This is a genomic window from Curtobacterium sp. MCPF17_046, from assembly GCF_003224295.1.
Classification (GTDB): Bacteria; Actinomycetota; Actinomycetes; order Actinomycetales; family Microbacteriaceae; genus Curtobacterium.
The window spans coordinates 150,169-165,126 of the sequence record NZ_QKLB01000005.1; the positions used below are offsets into that span (position 1 = coordinate 150,169).

14 protein-coding genes are annotated in these 14,958 nt (G+C 72.0%); 7 read left to right on the top strand and 7 right to left on the bottom strand.

All coding sequences use genetic code 11. The features are described 5' to 3' along the window. Window positions 1-56: 56 nt before the first annotated feature. Complete coding sequence (locus tag DEJ32_RS06745; RefSeq protein ID WP_110900722.1) at window positions 57-575, top strand: 8-oxo-dGTP diphosphatase; 519 nt, start codon at window positions 57-59, stop codon at window positions 573-575. A gap of 51 nt (window positions 576-626) precedes the next feature. Here DEJ32_RS06745 and DEJ32_RS06750 read toward each other — a convergent pair whose 3' ends face one another. From DEJ32_RS06750 to DEJ32_RS06760, 3 genes are all read right to left on the bottom strand, one after another. Further along, the gene (locus tag DEJ32_RS06750; RefSeq protein ID WP_146232769.1) at window positions 627-911 is read right to left on the bottom strand and encodes a hypothetical protein; all 285 of its coding nucleotides are present in this window, start codon (window positions 909-911) and stop codon (window positions 627-629) included. Window positions 912-941: 30 nt separating this feature from the next. Beyond that, entirely contained in the window at window positions 942-2,270 is a 1,329-nt protein-coding gene (locus DEJ32_RS06755; protein ID WP_110900723.1) for an ABC transporter permease, read from the bottom strand. An 82-nt stretch (window positions 2,271-2,352) separates the two neighbouring features. Further along, complete coding sequence (locus DEJ32_RS06760; RefSeq protein WP_110824021.1) at window positions 2,353-4,041, bottom strand: sodium:proton antiporter; 1,689 nt, start codon at window positions 4,039-4,041, stop codon at window positions 2,353-2,355. A 116-nt stretch (window positions 4,042-4,157) separates the two neighbouring features. On the opposite strand from DEJ32_RS06760, the gene DEJ32_RS06765 reads away from it, so the two are divergent. The 3 genes from DEJ32_RS06765 (at window position 4,158) to DEJ32_RS06775 (ending at window position 7,307) form a co-directional block, all read left to right on the top strand. Next, window positions 4,158-5,414, top strand: coding sequence for an inorganic phosphate transporter (locus tag DEJ32_RS06765; RefSeq protein WP_110823856.1), 1,257 nt, complete (start codon window positions 4,158-4,160; stop codon window positions 5,412-5,414). A gap of 40 nt (window positions 5,415-5,454) precedes the next feature. Next, window positions 5,455-5,751, top strand: coding sequence for a hypothetical protein (locus tag DEJ32_RS06770; protein WP_110823857.1), 297 nt, complete (start codon window positions 5,455-5,457; stop codon window positions 5,749-5,751). A gap of 74 nt (window positions 5,752-5,825) precedes the next feature. After that, entirely contained in the window at window positions 5,826-7,307 is a 1,482-nt protein-coding gene (locus tag DEJ32_RS06775; RefSeq protein ID WP_110890550.1) for an aspartate ammonia-lyase, read from the top strand. A gap of 117 nt (window positions 7,308-7,424) precedes the next feature. Here DEJ32_RS06775 and DEJ32_RS06780 read toward each other — a convergent pair whose 3' ends face one another. Beyond that, window positions 7,425-8,744, bottom strand: coding sequence for an MFS transporter (locus tag DEJ32_RS06780; protein WP_110890551.1), 1,320 nt, complete (start codon window positions 8,742-8,744; stop codon window positions 7,425-7,427). Window positions 8,745-8,813: 69 nt separating this feature from the next. Here DEJ32_RS06780 and DEJ32_RS06785 point away from each other — a divergent pair, with 69 nt between their 5' ends. The 3 genes from DEJ32_RS06785 (at window position 8,814) to DEJ32_RS06795 (ending at window position 12,357) form a co-directional block, all read left to right on the top strand. After that, entirely contained in the window at window positions 8,814-9,185 is a 372-nt protein-coding gene (locus DEJ32_RS06785; RefSeq protein WP_110823860.1) for an FKBP-type peptidyl-prolyl cis-trans isomerase, read from the top strand. After that, window positions 9,185-10,027, top strand: coding sequence for an aldo/keto reductase (locus tag DEJ32_RS06790; RefSeq protein ID WP_110900724.1), 843 nt, complete (start codon window positions 9,185-9,187; stop codon window positions 10,025-10,027). Before DEJ32_RS06785 ends, DEJ32_RS06790 begins: the two co-directional genes overlap by 1 nt. Before the next feature lie 71 nt (window positions 10,028-10,098). Next, window positions 10,099-12,357 (top strand): ATP-binding domain-containing protein, encoded by a 2,259-nt coding sequence (locus DEJ32_RS06795; protein ID WP_110900725.1) that lies wholly within the window; start codon window positions 10,099-10,101, stop codon window positions 12,355-12,357. 70 nt (window positions 12,358-12,427) lie between these two features. Here the strand turns inward: DEJ32_RS06795 and DEJ32_RS06800 are convergent, their stop codons facing one another. The 3 genes from DEJ32_RS06800 to DEJ32_RS06810 form a co-directional block, all read right to left on the bottom strand. Beyond that, entirely contained in the window at window positions 12,428-12,745 is a 318-nt protein-coding gene (locus DEJ32_RS06800; RefSeq protein WP_110900726.1) for a protealysin inhibitor emfourin, read from the bottom strand. 63 nt (window positions 12,746-12,808) lie between these two features. Next, window positions 12,809-13,861 (bottom strand): M4 family metallopeptidase, encoded by a 1,053-nt coding sequence (locus tag DEJ32_RS06805; protein ID WP_110900727.1) that lies wholly within the window; start codon window positions 13,859-13,861, stop codon window positions 12,809-12,811. A gap of 68 nt (window positions 13,862-13,929) precedes the next feature. After that, entirely contained in the window at window positions 13,930-14,952 is a 1,023-nt protein-coding gene (locus DEJ32_RS06810; protein ID WP_110900728.1) for a glycoside hydrolase family 6 protein, read from the bottom strand. Between the last annotated feature and the right edge of the window lie 6 nt (window positions 14,953-14,958).

Sequence of the window (14,958 nt, forward strand, 5' to 3'; positions counted from 1 at the left end):
AGAGCACGCCTGCCATGCAACGAGCGTACGTCATCGGATCGGCCACACTGGACCACATGACCGAGCGCGACGAGAGCAAGTCCCAGCACCCGGCCGTGGTCGTCGTGTACCTGCTGCGGGACGGTGCGGACGGGCCGGAGGTCCTGCTCGGCGAGAAGCGACGCGGGCTCGGCACGGGCCGCGTGGTCGGTCCGGGCGGCAAGCGCGAGGGCGACGAGACGGCGGTCGAGACCGCCGTCCGCGAGGTCGCCGAGGAGGTCGGTCTCCGCGTCGACGCTGCCGACCTGGAGGCACGTGGCACGTTGGACTACCGGTTCCCGTTCCGCCCGTCCTGGTCCCAGGTCTCGGACGTCTTCGTCTGCCGCCGCTGGCAGGGGGAGCCGTCGGGCGGCGACGAGCTGGAGCCGCGGTGGGTGCCGGTCGACGCCGTCCCCTACGAGGCGATGTGGGACGACGCGCGCTACTGGCTGCCCGGTGTGCTCGCGGGCGGTCGGGTCGAGGCGCGGGTCGTGTTCGCCGAGGACGACGCGACGGTCGCCGGGTTCACCGGGACGGGCATCGGGGAACCGGCCTGAGCGCCGGGGACGCCGGACGATGAGGCCTGCGGGCCCGACGTCGACCGACGGTCAGCGCGACCGCTGTGTCCGCGTGCTGCCGGTCCGGGCCTCCTCGGCCGCGGCCATCACGTCCGCGTCCCCGCTCTGTCCGCCGAGCGGACGCACGAAGAAGTCCACGACCCCGAAGGCGATCGCGGCCACGAGCGAGAACATCGCCCAGCCGTCCCAGAGCCCGGCGACGCTGCGGCCGCCGCTCGGCGCGAGGACGATGCTCGTGACGTACGACATCGCCGCGAGCACGAGGAAGACGACGACGATCGTGACGAGGAGGCGGTGCCAGGCGATGCGGGACATGGTCACCCCAGGATACCGACGCCGGGAGCGCTACCGACCGCGGTCCAGCGGATCGTTCTCGAGCCCGTCGCGGCCACCGGTGAACACGTCGCCGCCGGCGCGGTCGTCCTCCCACCCGTCGTCGCGCACCACCTGCAGCGTGCCGGTCGCGGTCGAGGTCAGGCCGTGCCGCTCGAGCTCGGCGTCGCGTTCACGACCGAGGAACTCGCGGTTCGCGGTGTTCGCATCCTGGAACATCGTGGTGCGGCCGGTGAGGATCGCCCGGATGCGACGGCGCTCCCACCACTGCTTGCCGAAGTACATGAGCACGAGCCCGGCGGCCGCGTAGCAGGCCATGGTGATCAGCCCGCGGGCCGGACCGGGGCCGACGCCGTAGACCTCGTGCTTGATCATGTCGACCATGCTCGAGCCGACCACGACGTGGTTCAGCCACGCGAACGGCTCCGGCATGAACCACTTCGGGTAGGCCCCGCCGGAGGACGGCATCGACAGGAACACGAAGCAGATCATCGCGGGGGCGGCGATGAAGCGGCCGACGAAGTAGCTCAGCCCGTTGACCGCGAGTCCGATGGCCACGATCCACCCCCAGGCGATGAGCACGAGCGGCACGAAGTGCCCGGAGATCGCGCCGACGACCGGACCCGCGAGGGTGTTCGTGATGACGGAGATGACGAGACCGCCGACGACGATCACGGTCATGCGGGTGCGGTGCCGCAGAGGACCGCCCATGATGCCGATGAACATCGCGACCATGTAGCCGCCGATGCACCACGCGAGCATGACGTACATCGGGACGGTGCCGTACTCGTCCCGCGCCGGCAGCGCGGCGAGCTCGGTGACCTGCGGCGTCGCGACCCCGATGCCGGTCAACACGGCCGTCAGCGTCGCCGGGACGAGGTTCGCGACCTGGAACTGGTGCGCGCTGGCCTTGAAGAAGGTGTTGGCCGACGGGTCGTACGCGACCGCCATCGACCCGGCGAGGACGTCCCGCTTCGCGGCCGCGAGCGAGTCGTAGGTGTGGAAGACGAACTCACCCGGCAGGGCCTTCTGCACGGCCGCGACGAACGACGGGTCACTGCCGACGAGCGCCACCGGGACGTCGTGCGGATGCGGCGCGTGGAAGGCGAAGACGTAGCAGAGGCAGAAGCCGACGATGAAGAACAGCGGCATCCAGAGCTGCAGCCCGATGAGCTGGAGGGACGGGTGCAGGGTCGAGTACCAGCGGCGGTAGCGCCCGATCTGCTGCTTCGGCGGCGCGCTGGAGCGGGCGGCGGCGGGCGGACCGGCGGCTGTCCGCGCACCACCTGCCCGCTCCGGCAGGTCGTTCTTCCTCGGTCGGTCGTTCCGCGGCGTGCTCACTCGGCGTTGCGCTCCTGTCCTGTCGTCTGGCGCTCCACGATACGCCGCGGCAGCAGGGGTGCCTCCGGGGTGGGCGACGGGATCAGGAGCGGCTGCGGGAGGCCTGCGCGGAGTCCATCGCGAGCTCCTCGGCGTCGAGCGTCACGAGCACGCGGCGCATGACCTCCTCGTCGAGGTTGCCCTTCTCGCGCTCCTCGAGGACGATCTCGCGGCGACGGTCGAGCAGCTCGCGTCGGATGTCCTGGATCTGTGCGCCACGGAGGCGCATCGGGGCGTTGCGCTCCTCGTCCTCTTCTTCCTCGGCATCGCGGCGGAGGGTCTCGGCCTGCCGCTCGAGCCGGGCCTTCAGGCGGTTCACGACGCTGTCGACGGCCTGGTGTCCGTACTGCTCCGCCCAGGCCGGACGTCGGCGCTCGAGCAGGGCGATCGCCGCTTCGGTCGTGCGCTGGTTGAGGCGCATCTCGCTGCGGACGTCCTCCTCGCTCTCCCCGGGGTCCTGCACCTGCAACGCGCGGATCACGAACGGCAACGTCAGCCCCTGCAGCAGGAGTGTGCCGACCGTCACGACGAACGCGATGATGAAGATGGTGTCCTGCGCCTTGACCTGGACGGGGTCGGAGACGACGGCGACGGCTGCTGCGAGCGTGACGACGCCCCGCATGCCGGTCCACGAGATGACCGTGAGCTCCCGCCAGTTCAGCTTCGGCTCCGCCGTGCCGCGCAACCACCGCAGGGAACGGTGCCCGCGGGACAACCGGACGCGCAGCGGTCTCAGCCACCTGCCGTTGATCCGGTTGCGCGCGTAGGACTCGAAGACGAAGAGCGGACGGACGAGGACCACGACGACGAGCACGACGGCCGCCGCGGTGAGGGTCTGGGCCAGGCTGCGGTTGCTCTCGAGCAGGTCCTGCACGACCGTCTTCAGCTGCAGCCCGATCAGGGCGAACACGAACCCCTCGAGGATGACGTCGATGCTCGTCCAGAGCGGGCGCTCCTGCAGTCGCGTCGCGTACCCCTCCTTCGGCGAGTTGTACCCGATGTAGAGGCCGGCGGTGACGACCGCGATGACGCCGGAGCCGGACAGGTGCTCGGCGAGGACGTACGCGACGAAGGGCAACAGGATGCTCATGATCGTCTCGACCACGGGGTCGTTGATGCGCATCCGGATCCAGTGCACCGCGACGCCGAGGACGATGCCCACCGCGAAGCCGACGCCGATCGCCAGGCCGAAGATGCCGAGGTCCTGCCAGATGGTGAGCGACGTGCCCGCGGCGATGAGCGTGAACACCCGGACCAGGGTCAGCGACGCCGCGTCGTTGATGAGGCTCTCGCCGGACAGCACCGTCATCACACGGCGGGGGAGTCCGAGCTTCCGGCCGATCGCGGCGGCGGACACGGCGTCCGGCGGAGCGACCACGGCGCCGAGCAGGATCGCCGCCGGCCAGTCCATGTCGGGGATGATCAGGTACGCGGCGAGTCCCACCGCGAGCGCCGTGACGATGACGAGGACGATGCCGAGTCGTCGGATCTGCTTGATCGACTGCCGGAAGCTCTGCCACGACACGTCGAGTGCCGCCGAGTACAGCAGCGGCGGCAGGATCACCGTGAGGATCACCTCGGAGTCGATCTCGATCTCCGGCAGGCCGGGCAGGAACGAGACGGCGAGTGCGACGGCCGTGACGAGCAGCGGGGCGGGCAGCCCCTTGGCGCGGGCGAAGCCGGTCACCGCGAGCGAACCGATCAACAGGATGAGGAGTTCCGCGGTGCCCATGAGGCCCATCCTCCCATCCGGATGGTTCGCAGGCTGAACGGTTCCGCAGCCCCGGTGAACGGCCGGTGGACGACAGGGTTTGCTCCGGAGCCGCCGGGCTGCGACACTTGCCCGCGGTGGACATCACACTCATAGTCGTCCTGGTCATCGCGTTGGCCCTCTTCTTCGACTTCACAAACGGATTCCATGACACCGCCAACGCGATGGCGACACCGATCGCCACCGGTGCCATGAAGCCGAAGGTGGCCGTGACGGTCGCCGCGGTGCTCAACCTCGTCGGTGCGTTCCTCAGCACCGCCGTGGCGACGTCGATCTCGCACGGGCTCATCAACGAGGGCCCCGGTGGCGTCGCCATCAGCCCCGAGATGATCTTCGCGGGCCTGATCGGCGCGGTCGTGTGGAACATGATCACGTGGTTGCGCGGCTTGCCCTCGTCGTCCTCGCACGCGCTCTTCGGCGGGCTCATCGGCGCCGCGATCGTCGGCGCCGGCTTCGACTCGGTGAACTACGCGGCACTGCTGACGGTCGTGATCATCCCGGCCTTCCTGTCGCCGGTGATCGCCGCGCTCGTGTCGCTCCTCGCCACGCGCATCGCCTACCGCGTGACCCGTCGTCCGGTGTTCCCGAACGAGCGCGGGGGCTTCCGCATCGGACAGGTGTTCACGAGCTCGATGGTGTCGCTCGCCCACGGCACGAACGACGCGCAGAAGACGATGGGTGTCATCACGCTGACGCTCATCGCCTCGGGCGCGCAGTCGAGTGACCAGGGCGTGCAGTTCTGGGTCGTCGTGGCCTGTGCCCTGGCGATCGCCCTCGGCACCTACACGGGCGGGTGGCGCATCATCCGGACGCTCGGCTCGGGCATCACCGAGATCCGCGCGACGCAGGGCTTCGCAGCCGAGGCGTCCACCGCCGCCACGATCCTCGCGTCGAGCCACCTCGGCTTCGCACTGTCGACGACGCAGGTGTCCTCGGGCTCGATCATCGGCGCGGGCCTCGGCCGCCGCGGTTCGAAGATCCAGTGGTCGACGGCCGGCAAGATCGTCATCGCGTGGTTCATCACGCTGCCCGCCGCCGCGGCGGTCGGGGCGATCGCCTCGGGCATCGCCCACTTCGGCGTCATCGGGCTCGTGCTCGACGCGGTCATCGGTGGTGCCGTGATCCTCGGCCTGTACCTGTGGTCGCTGCGCAAGCCGCACGAGCACGCCGCGGCCATCGAGGTCGACGTCGCCGCGAACGCCGTGCTGACCCGCAAGGAGCGGCGCGACCTGCAGCGCGCCAAGCGTGCCGAGGCCGTCGCCGCGCGTCGCGCCGAACTGAGCCGCGAGCGGACCCTCCGCCGCATGGCCGGACGCAAGGGAGGCCGTCGCTGATGGGTATCGTCATGGACGGACGCTGCGGAGGGACCTGCTGATGGGTATCGACTGGGCGGCGTTCCTGCTCGTCGCACTGGTGGCCGTCGTGTCGGCGTGCTTCGTCGTCACCGTCTACTCCGTGGGCCTCCGCCTCTGGAGCGCCGCCGACGCCCGCGCGGGCAAGTACACGGTGAAGGACGACGGCACCGTCGGCCCGGCCACCGCCGGCTTCCCCGACCCGACCGCGGCCTCCACCGCGATCCGTGCGTTCCGGGCGCTCGCCGTGGTCTGCTTCGCCGCCTGCGGTGCCGCGGTGCTTTACGGCGTCTACCTCATCGTCCCCGCCTTCCACTGACCTCCTGGCCGGCCGCACCGGCTGGACGGTCGCGGGCTAGCCTCGGAGGTGACCGCGACGGAGAGGACCACGACGTGACGAGCGCTGCCACCCGCACCGAGACCGATTCCCTGGGCTCGAGGGAGGTGCCGGTCGACTCCTACTGGGGGATCAACACCCTCCGGGCGATGGAGAACTTCCCGATCGCCTCGGTGCCGATCGCGGTCTACCCGGACCTCGTCGCGGCCCTCGTGACCGTGAAGCAGGCGGCGGCCCGGGCGAACAAGGCGATCGGTGTCCTCGACGCCGAGCGGGCCGACGCGATCGACCGTGCCGCGCAGGAGGTCCGCGACGGGGCACTGCGGGACCAGTTCGTCGTCGACGTGGTCCAGGGTGGCGCCGGGACGAGCACGAACATGAACACGAACGAAGTCCTGGCGAACCGGGCCCTCGAACTGCTCGGCCGGGAGCGCGGCGACTACGCGTACCTGCACCCGATCGACCACGTCAACCGCAGCCAGTCGACGAACGACACGTACCCGACGAGCATCAAGATCGCGATGATCACCGGTGTGCGCCGGCTCGCCGACCAGCTCGAGCAGCTGTCGGCAGCGTTCGCGGAGCGCGGGGAGGCGTTCGCCGACGTCCTCAAGGTCGGCCGCACGCAGCTGCAGGACGCGGTCCCGATGACGCTCGGCCAGGAGTTCACCGGCTTCGCCCACACCATCGCCGAGGACGTCGTCCAGCTCCGCCGGGTGGTGCCGCTCCTCGGCGAGATGAACCTCGGCGCGACCGCGATCGGGACGGGCATCACCGCCGACCCGCTGTACCGCGACGAGGTGCGGCGGCAGCTGCAGGAGGCGAGCGGCATCGACGTCGTCACGGCCCCGGACCTCATCGAGGCGACGAGTGACGCCGGCGCGTTCATGACCCTGTCCGGCACGGTCAAGCGCAGCGCGATGAAGCTGTCGAAGATCTGCAACGACCTGCGGCTCCTGGCGTCCGGCCCGCAGGCGGGCCTCGGGGAGATCACGCTGCCGCCGCGGCAGGCCGGTTCGTCGATCATGCCCGGCAAGGTGAACCCGGTCATCCCGGAGGTGGTCAACCAGATCGCCTTCGCGGTCGCCGGCGCGGACACCACGGTGACGATGGCGGCCGAGGGTGGTCAGCTCCAGCTCAACGCGTTCGAGCCGATCATCGCGCACTCGATCCTGCAGTCCCTGCAGTGGATGACCCGCGGGTGCGCGACGCTCCGCGAGCACTGCGTGACCGGCATCCGGGCGAACGAGCTACGGCTCGCCGCCCAGGTGGACACGAACGTCGGCGTCGTCACCGCGCTGACGCCGTACATCGGCTACGCAGCGGCGGCGTCCATCGCGCACACCGCCCTGACGACGTCGACCCCGATCTCGACCCTGGTGATCGCCGCGGGTCTCATGGACGCGGACCAGGTGCACCGGGTGCTCAGCCCCGCCCGGTTGTCCGGCATCGAGCTGGCGACCGGTGCCATCCCGGTCGTGACCGAGGAGATGCTCGACGAGGCCGCCCGGGACGCCGAGGCCCGTCGCCGGTCCTGACCGCTGCCGGACGGGAGGCACGCCCCGGGTCCGGCGCGCAGCCTCCCGTCCGCACCGTGCGCGGGGCGGACGCGACGCGGCGCGTCCGTGCGCACGACGGAGACGCGACGCGGCGCGTCAGTTCGCGTTCGGGTGCAGCGCGTCGTACCGGCGGAACGACGGGACGAGCCGGAGCAGCAGCGCGACGAGCGCGATGATGAGGACGCCGCCGATGAGCGGCGGCCAGGCGAAGCCCGCTGCGACGACCAGACCGGCGTACAGGTCGCCCACGCGCGGCCCACCGGTGACCACGACGATGAAGATGCCCTGCAGTCGGCCGCGCATGCCGTCCGGCGCGGCGGCCTGGAGGATCGTCCCGCGGAACACGCTGCTCACGTTGTCCGCGCCGCCGGCCACCGCGAGGGCCAGCGCGCAGAGCGCCAGTGCCGGCAGGATCCCCGTCGAGAACGTCTCCGACGCCCGTCCGCCGAGGAGGTGCGCGGCCGCGACGACGACGCCGAACGCGGCGATCGCGCCGCCGTAGACGGTGATCGCCCAGCCGACCGCCTCGCCCTGTCGGCGGACGTGCCCGAGCGGGCCGGAGAAGACACCGGACAGCAGCGCACCGACCGCGTAGGCGGCCGAGAGGGTGCCGACCGTGATCGACCCACCGCCGACGACCAGGGCACCGATCGCGGGGAACAGCACCCGGGGCTGCCCGAACGTCATGGCGATGATGTCGAGCACGAAGGTCATCGTGATGTTCCGGGAGCGGCGGAGGAACCGCGCACCCTCGACGAGCGACGACAGGCCCGGGCGGAGGGCGTCGTGCTCGGGGGCCATCCGCGGCAGCGTCACCACCCCGAGGAACGCGGCGCTGAAGAGCACGACGTCCACCGTGTAGGTCGGGGCGAAGCCGAACGCGGCGACGAGGACGCCGCCGACCGCCGGTCCGACCGTCACCGAGAACCCGGCGCTGATGCTGTTGAGGGCGCTCGCCGCGGGGAGCAGGTCGTTGCCCACCAGCCGCGGGACGATCGCCGCCCGGGACGCGCCGATCACGGTGCCCGCGACGGCGTTGACGGTCACGAGCACGTAGAGCAGCACGACGCTGTCGAGCCCGAGCCAGGCGTGCGCGGCGATCATCGCGGTCGACACCCAGGCCATGACGGCGGAGACCAGGGCCACCGTGCGGCGGTCGAAGGCGTCTGCCAGCATGCCGCCGTACAGCCCGGCGAGGATCATCGGCACGAGCGAGATGACGCCGACGAGCGACACCATGAACGTCGAGCGCGTGATCTCGTACACCTCGAGCCCGACCGTGACGCTCGTCATCATGGTGCCGATGCCCGCGATCGAGCTGCCGATCCAGAGCCGCGCGAACGCGGGGGAGCGGCGGAGCGGGGTGAGGTCGGCGAGCAGGGAGCGGCGGGGCTTCGCGGGGGCGTCTGGTGTCACAGTGGAACCATTCTGTGGCCTGGAGGGCTCCTGCGGGGCACGTGCACGTCCTCTGGTTGACTGTCGGGCATGACTGACCTGAACAGCAAGCCCGAGTTCGACGCCCCCGAGGGCCCCGCCCCCACCGACCTCGTGGTCACCGACATCGTCGTGGGCGACGGCGACGTCGCCGAGGCGAGCTCGACCGTCAAGGTCCACTACGCCGGCGTCGAGTACGAGTCCGGCGAGGAGTTCGACAGCTCCTGGGGCCGTGGCGAGCCGATCGACTTCCCGCTCGCGGCGCTCGTCCGCGGCTGGCAGGAGGGCATCCCCGGCATGAAGGTCGGCGGTCGCCGCAAGCTCGTCGTCCCGCCGGAGCTCGCCTACGGCCCGGCCGGCGGCGGACACTTCCTCTCCGGCAAGACGCTCATCTTCGTCATCGACCTGCTCGGCGTCCGCTGATGACGGGCGTCCCGGAGGTCCCGACCCTCGAACTGAACGACGGACACCGCATCCCGGCGCTCGGCCTCGGCACGTACTCGCTCGACGGGGACGAGGGGGTCGCGGCGGTCGGTGCGGCGATCACGAGTGGGTACCGTCTGCTCGACACCGCGCTGAACTACGGCAACGAGGACGCGGTGGGCCGTGCGGTCCGCGAGTCCGACGTGCCGCGCGACGAGTTCGTCGTGACGTCGAAGCTCCCGGGACGCCACCACGGCTACGACGAGGCACACCGCTCGGTGGACGAGACCCTGGCGAACCTGGGGCTCGACCACCTCGACCTGTACCTCATCCACTGGCCGAACCCGTCCGTCGGGAAGTTCGTCGAGACCTGGAAGGCGTTCGTCGACCTCCGGGACAGCGGCAAGGTCCGCTCGATCGGTGTCTCGAACTTCACCCCGGAGCACCTCGACCGCATCCTCGACGCCACCGGGGTCGCCCCGGCGGTGAACCAGGTCGAGCTGCACCCGTACTTCCCGCAGGCCGACCTCCGCGCCGTGCACCAGCGTCTCGGCATCGTCACCGAGAGCTGGAGCCCGTTGGCGAAGCAGTCCGAGCTCCTCACCGAGGGACCCGTGACCGCCGCGGCCGCAGCGCACGATGTCTCGGCCGGCCAGGTCGTGCTGCGCTGGCACGTCCAGCTCGGCGCCGTGCCGGTCCCGAAGTCGGGCGACCCGGACCGCCAGCGCGAGAACCTCGACGTGTTCGGCTTCTCGCTGACCGACGACGAGGTCCAGGCCATCTCCGCCCTCGAGCGCGGGCGGCTCTGGGACGGCGACCCGGACACGCACGAGGAGATGTAGGCGGGCGCTCGCGTTCGGACCCGACCGGGGCAGGGGGATATCATCGGTACCCCTGTCCCGAAGGGTTGCGAGTGTCCGAACCGCGTGTTTCCGAACCGACCGAGATCGACCGTGAACGCGGCTACGTCGACGGTCTGTTCCACCGACTCGACGAACTGACCACCGAGGCCGAGCAGCGGCTCGTCGAGACCCGCCGGCAGGCAGTCGGTGGCAACCACCAGAGCCGGACCGAGCGTGACGCCTTCGCCCGGCTCTACGAGGACACCGTCGCCACCCTGCGGCGCGTGGGCGACCGCCTGGTGTTCGGGCGGCTCGAGGTCCAGGACCCGCCCGCCGACGAGGACGCCTTCCGGTACATCGGGCGCGTCGGGCTGCGGGACGCCGACCACCGGCCGCTGCTGCTCGACTGGCGCGTACCGGGTGCGAGCGCGTTCTACCAGGCCACCGCGGCGCATCCGATGGGCATGCGGGCCCGACGCCACCTGACGCTCGAGGGCCGCACGGTCGTCGGCGTCGAGGACGAGGTGTTCGACGCCACGCTCTACGACGACGAGCGCACGCACCTGCAGGGCGAGGGAGCCCTGCTCGCGGCCGTCACCGCCGAGCGCACCGGGCGGATGACCGACATCGTCGCGACGATCCAGGGCGAGCAGGACCGGATCATCCGCTCCCCGCTCGAGGGCGTCCTCATCGTGCAGGGCGGGCCGGGCACCGGCAAGACGGCCGTCGCACTGCACCGTGCGGCGTACCTGCTCTACTCCTACCGGGAGCGTCTGCGCGGCTCCGGCGTGCTCGTCGTCGGGCCGTCCCCGGCGTTCCTGACGTACATCGAGCAGGTGCTGCCGTCCCTCGGTGAGACCGGCGTCGTGATGGCGTCCCTCGGGTCGCTCCACCCGGGGCTCCACACCACCGTGCACGACCGTCGGGACGTCGCCGCCGTGAAGGGGTCCGGCGAGATGGCCGACCTGCTCCGCCGCGCGGTCCGGTCGCGGCAGGTCGTCCCGACCGAGTCCGTCACGCTCGACGTCGAGGGCGAACGGCTCGTCGTCCCGCCGCAGCTGGTCGCCGACGCCATGCGCCGTGCCCAGGACCGCGGCAAGCCGCACAACGTCGCCCGCGTCACGTTCAACAAGAACGCGCTCGACGCCATGACGCGACTGCTCGCCGACCAGCTGCGGCACCGCGGGACGACGGTGGACGAGGCCGACGAGAAGGTGCTGCGCGAGGACATCCGCAGCTCGTACGACGCCCGGGTCCTGCTCAACACGGCGTGGCTGCCGCTGCCGGCCGAGAAGCTCCTCGAGGACCTGTACGCCCGGCCGAACTGGCTCGCGTCCCTCACACCGAACTGGTCGCCCGAGCGACGTGCCTTGTTGCGGCGCGAGCGCGGGGCCGGCTTCACGGTCGAGGACGTGCCGCTCCTGGACGAGGCGGCCGAGCTGCTCGGGGTGTTCGACCCGACCGGTGGTGCGGCGAAGCGGCAGGCGAAGGCCACCCGGAACCGGGACATCGAGAACGCCCGGCAGGCCATCGAGAACATGGGCGTCGAGGGCATCGTCAGCGCCGAGCAGGTCGCCGGTGCCTTCGCGGAGGGCGGGGACCGGCGCTCCACCGCCGAGCGTGCCGCCGAGGACCGCGAGTGGACCTACGGGCACATCGTGGTCGACGAGGCGCAGGAGCTCTCACCGATGCAGTGGCGGGTCCTGGCACGCCGCAACCCGCTGCGGTCCTTCACGATCGTCGGTGACATGGCGCAGGGCTCGTCGCCGGGTGCCGCCCGCACGTGGGACGACGTCCGCGGTGCGCTCGCCCGTCGTCGTCGTGGTCGTGCCCCGCAGGTGCCGCTGGACTCCCGCCTCGAGGAACTCACCGTCAACTACCGCACCCCGCGCTCGATCGTCCAGGCGGCCGGGGCCTTCGCCGCGGCGGCCGGTCTCACGGTGACCGCGAACGAGGCGGTCCGTGACGGCGACCCCGTCGAGCGGTTGCGCGTCGACCGGGCGGACCTGCTCGACACGGTCGCGGACCGGGTCGACGGCGAGCGCGACCTGATCGGCTCCGGGACGATCGGTGTCATCGTGCCGGAGGCCGACGTGGCCGCCGTCCGCGAGCGCCTGGCCCGGACCGAGGCCGACGTCCGCGGGCTCGGCTCACCCCGGGCGGGGTCGGTCACGGTGCTCACCGGCGCGGACGCGAAGGGCCTGGAGTTCGACGGCGTGCTGCTCGTCGACCCGGACCGGGTCGGCTCCGACGCCGCTCGGGCCGCGGCGGCCGTCTACGTCGCGATGACCCGTCCCACCCGCCGGCTCACGGTCATCGAGGTCGCCTGACGGTCCGGCCGGTCGGGCCGGTGCCTCCTGCGGTCCGTCCGACCTGCCGGGAGGCTCGGGAGCGACCCCGTCAGGCCGGCTCGCCCTGGTCGCGTACCTGTTCCACGAGGGCCGCCCACGGGCCGTCCAGGCGACGACCCGGGATCGTCACCGTGGTCCGGGCGACGGTCACCGTCCACACGTAGTCGTCGCGGACGGCGCTCTCGTCACGATCGGCACCCTCCCCACCCGCACCGTCCGGAGCCGCCCCGGGTGCCACGGACCCGTCGCCGGGGAGTGCCCCGACGAGTTCCGTCCACCGGTCGGCGTCCGGACGGGCATCGGTGTCGACCCGCCATGCCCGCGGGAGGCCGGCGAACCCACCACTGCGGCGCACGACGATCTGCATGCCCCGGAACCTACGCCCTCCGCACCCGCGCCGGAGTGCCCGGTTGAGCAGCGCTGCTGCGGCTCAGACCGTCACCCCGACGCGCTGCCAGGCACCGGCGACGGCGGTGTGCTCGCGCGAGACCGCTCCGAACCGCGCCGCCGCTGCTCGGACCGTGACGGCCGCGAAGCCGGCGAAGTCGATGGACGCCGACACCTCGGCCGAGGTGAGGGCGTCCCACCACACCTGTCCCGCGCCGACCCAGGCCGGTCCGCCGATCGTGGTCGCGGCGAGGAAGAACGCGTGGTTCGGGATGCCGGAGTTCAGGTGCACGCCGCCCTGGTCCTCGGCGGTCTCCACGTAGCCGGCCATGGTCGCGGGCTGTGGGTCCGCCCCGAGCACCGGGTCGTCGTAGGCCGTGCCCGGCGCACGCATCGAGCGGAGGGCGACCCCGTGCACGGCGTCCGTGAACAGCCCTTCGCCGACCAGCCAGGACGCCTGTTCCGCGGTCTGCCGGGCGGCGTACTGGGCGACGAGCACGCCGAAGACGTCGCTCATCGACTCGTTGAGCGCTCCGGACTGCCCCTGGTAGACGAGGTCCGCGGTGTACTGCGTGACGCCGTGGGCCAGCTCGTGCCCGATGACGTCGACCGCGACGGTGAACCGCCGGAAGACCTCGCCGTCTCCGTCGCCGAACACCATCCGCTGCCCGTCCCAGTAGGCGTTGTCGTACTCCCGCCCGTAGTGCACGGTGGCGTCGAGGGGGAGTCCGGCGCCGTCGATCGACGCCCGTCCGAACACCTCGAGCCAGAACGCGTGCGTCGCGCCGAGGCCCGCGTACGCCTCGTCGACCGCGGGGTCCCCGGTGTCGCCGTCACCCTCCCGCCGCACCACCCTGCCCGGCAGCGTCGTCGTGCCGGCGGCGTCCGCGATCGTGCGCCGCGGAGCGACGTCCGGCGCCCCGGCGGTCCTGGCCGCGCGGAGGCCGGTCACGTGCTTCGGCTCCTGGACGCGGTCCATCGAGGCGAGGGCGGTCCGGGCTGCGGCGGCAGCGCGCGGGAACCGGTCCTCCGGTGCGTCGGCGACGGCGCGGAGGAGGTACGGCGGGACGACGGAGCGCGGCGAGCGGCTGGTCATGGCGACATGCAACCACCGGGGGCCGACAGCCGGTTCGGCGACCGGCCTCCCGGCTGTCGGTTCCGCCGTCAGTCGCGCTTGCGGTTCGCGACCAGGGCGAGTGCGTACGACTCCCACCACTCGCCGGCGGCCGGTCCGCCGTTGCACGCGCCGTCGCTCAGCCCGGGGGTCTTCACCCACAGCAGCGCGTCGAGCCGGGTGGTGCCGCGCGTGACGTGCGGGGTCTGGCCGAGGCCGGCGCCGTCGGGGTTGCACCAGTCACCCCGCCACCCCTGCCCGTTCCGTGAGACGTCGATGACGAAGTGCGGGTCGCCCCCGATCGCGTCGGCGAGCTCGTCGGCGTAGGCGCGCTCCTGGTCCACGCGGTAGAAGTTCGACACGTTCGTGGCGAAGCCCTGCACGCGGTCGACGCCCGCCCGGCGGAGCCACCCGGCCATCGTGTCCACCGGGACCCGGTTCTCGTTCCCGCCGTCCAGGTACACCGTCAGGCCGTGCCCGGTCAGGGCCCCGACCGCCTTCCGGAGGAGCGGCAGCCGGGTGTCCCGCAGCCGCTCGCACACGGCGATCTGCGCGATCGAGTCCGGCTCGACCAGGACCACCGCGTGCGAGCCCGCGAGCGCACGCACGACCGCGCGGACCCACGGCAGGTAGTCGTCCTCGGCGGTGCCGCCGCGCGACCAGTGGCCGCAGTCACGGTCCGGGATCGCGTAGAGCACGAACACCGGGGTCGCCTGCTGCGACCGGGCCGCGGCGAGGACGCTCCGGACGGTGTCGACGGTCTCCGGGACGGACGGGTCGGTGAGCCACGTCGCGAGGGGCTGGTCGGCGATCACGGCGAGGCGTTCGGCCGTGGTCACCCGGCCCGCGTCCCGCGCCGCGGTCACGTGCCAGCGTGGCTGGTTCGCGCTCGCCGGCTGACGGGCGAGGCCACCCGACCACGCCTCGGCGACGCTCTTGCGATGCACGACCTGGCGGTCGCCGGTGCCCGGGAGGACCACCGTGACCGCGACGACGACGGCCGTGACGAGCGCGGCGACGACCCCGATCCACACCCACTGTCGGCGGGTCGAGGCGCGCTGCGCTCCCGGCATGGGCCG

Excerpts from the sequence above, each read along its gene's own strand:
- DEJ32_RS06745 (WP_110900722.1), top strand. The coding sequence starts at position 57 with ATGACCGAGCGCGACGAGAGCAAGTCCCAGCACCCGGCCGTGGTCGTC.
- DEJ32_RS06750 (WP_146232769.1), bottom strand. The coding sequence starts at position 911 with ATGTCCCGCATCGCCTGGCACCGCCTCCTCGTCACGATCGTCGTCGTC.
- DEJ32_RS06760 (WP_110824021.1), bottom strand. The coding sequence starts at position 4,041 with ATGGGCACCGCGGAACTCCTCATCCTGTTGATCGGTTCGCTCGCGGTG.
- DEJ32_RS06770 (WP_110823857.1), top strand. The coding sequence starts at position 5,455 with ATGGGTATCGACTGGGCGGCGTTCCTGCTCGTCGCACTGGTGGCCGTC.
- DEJ32_RS06785 (WP_110823860.1), top strand. The coding sequence starts at position 8,814 with ATGACTGACCTGAACAGCAAGCCCGAGTTCGACGCCCCCGAGGGCCCC.
- DEJ32_RS06790 (WP_110900724.1), top strand. The coding sequence starts at position 9,185 with ATGACGGGCGTCCCGGAGGTCCCGACCCTCGAACTGAACGACGGACAC.
- DEJ32_RS06800 (WP_110900726.1), bottom strand. The coding sequence starts at position 12,745 with ATGCAGATCGTCGTGCGCCGCAGTGGTGGGTTCGCCGGCCTCCCGCGG.
- DEJ32_RS06805 (WP_110900727.1), bottom strand. The coding sequence starts at position 13,861 with ATGACCAGCCGCTCGCCGCGCTCCGTCGTCCCGCCGTACCTCCTCCGC.
- DEJ32_RS06810 (WP_110900728.1), bottom strand. The coding sequence starts at position 14,952 with ATGCCGGGAGCGCAGCGCGCCTCGACCCGCCGACAGTGGGTGTGGATC.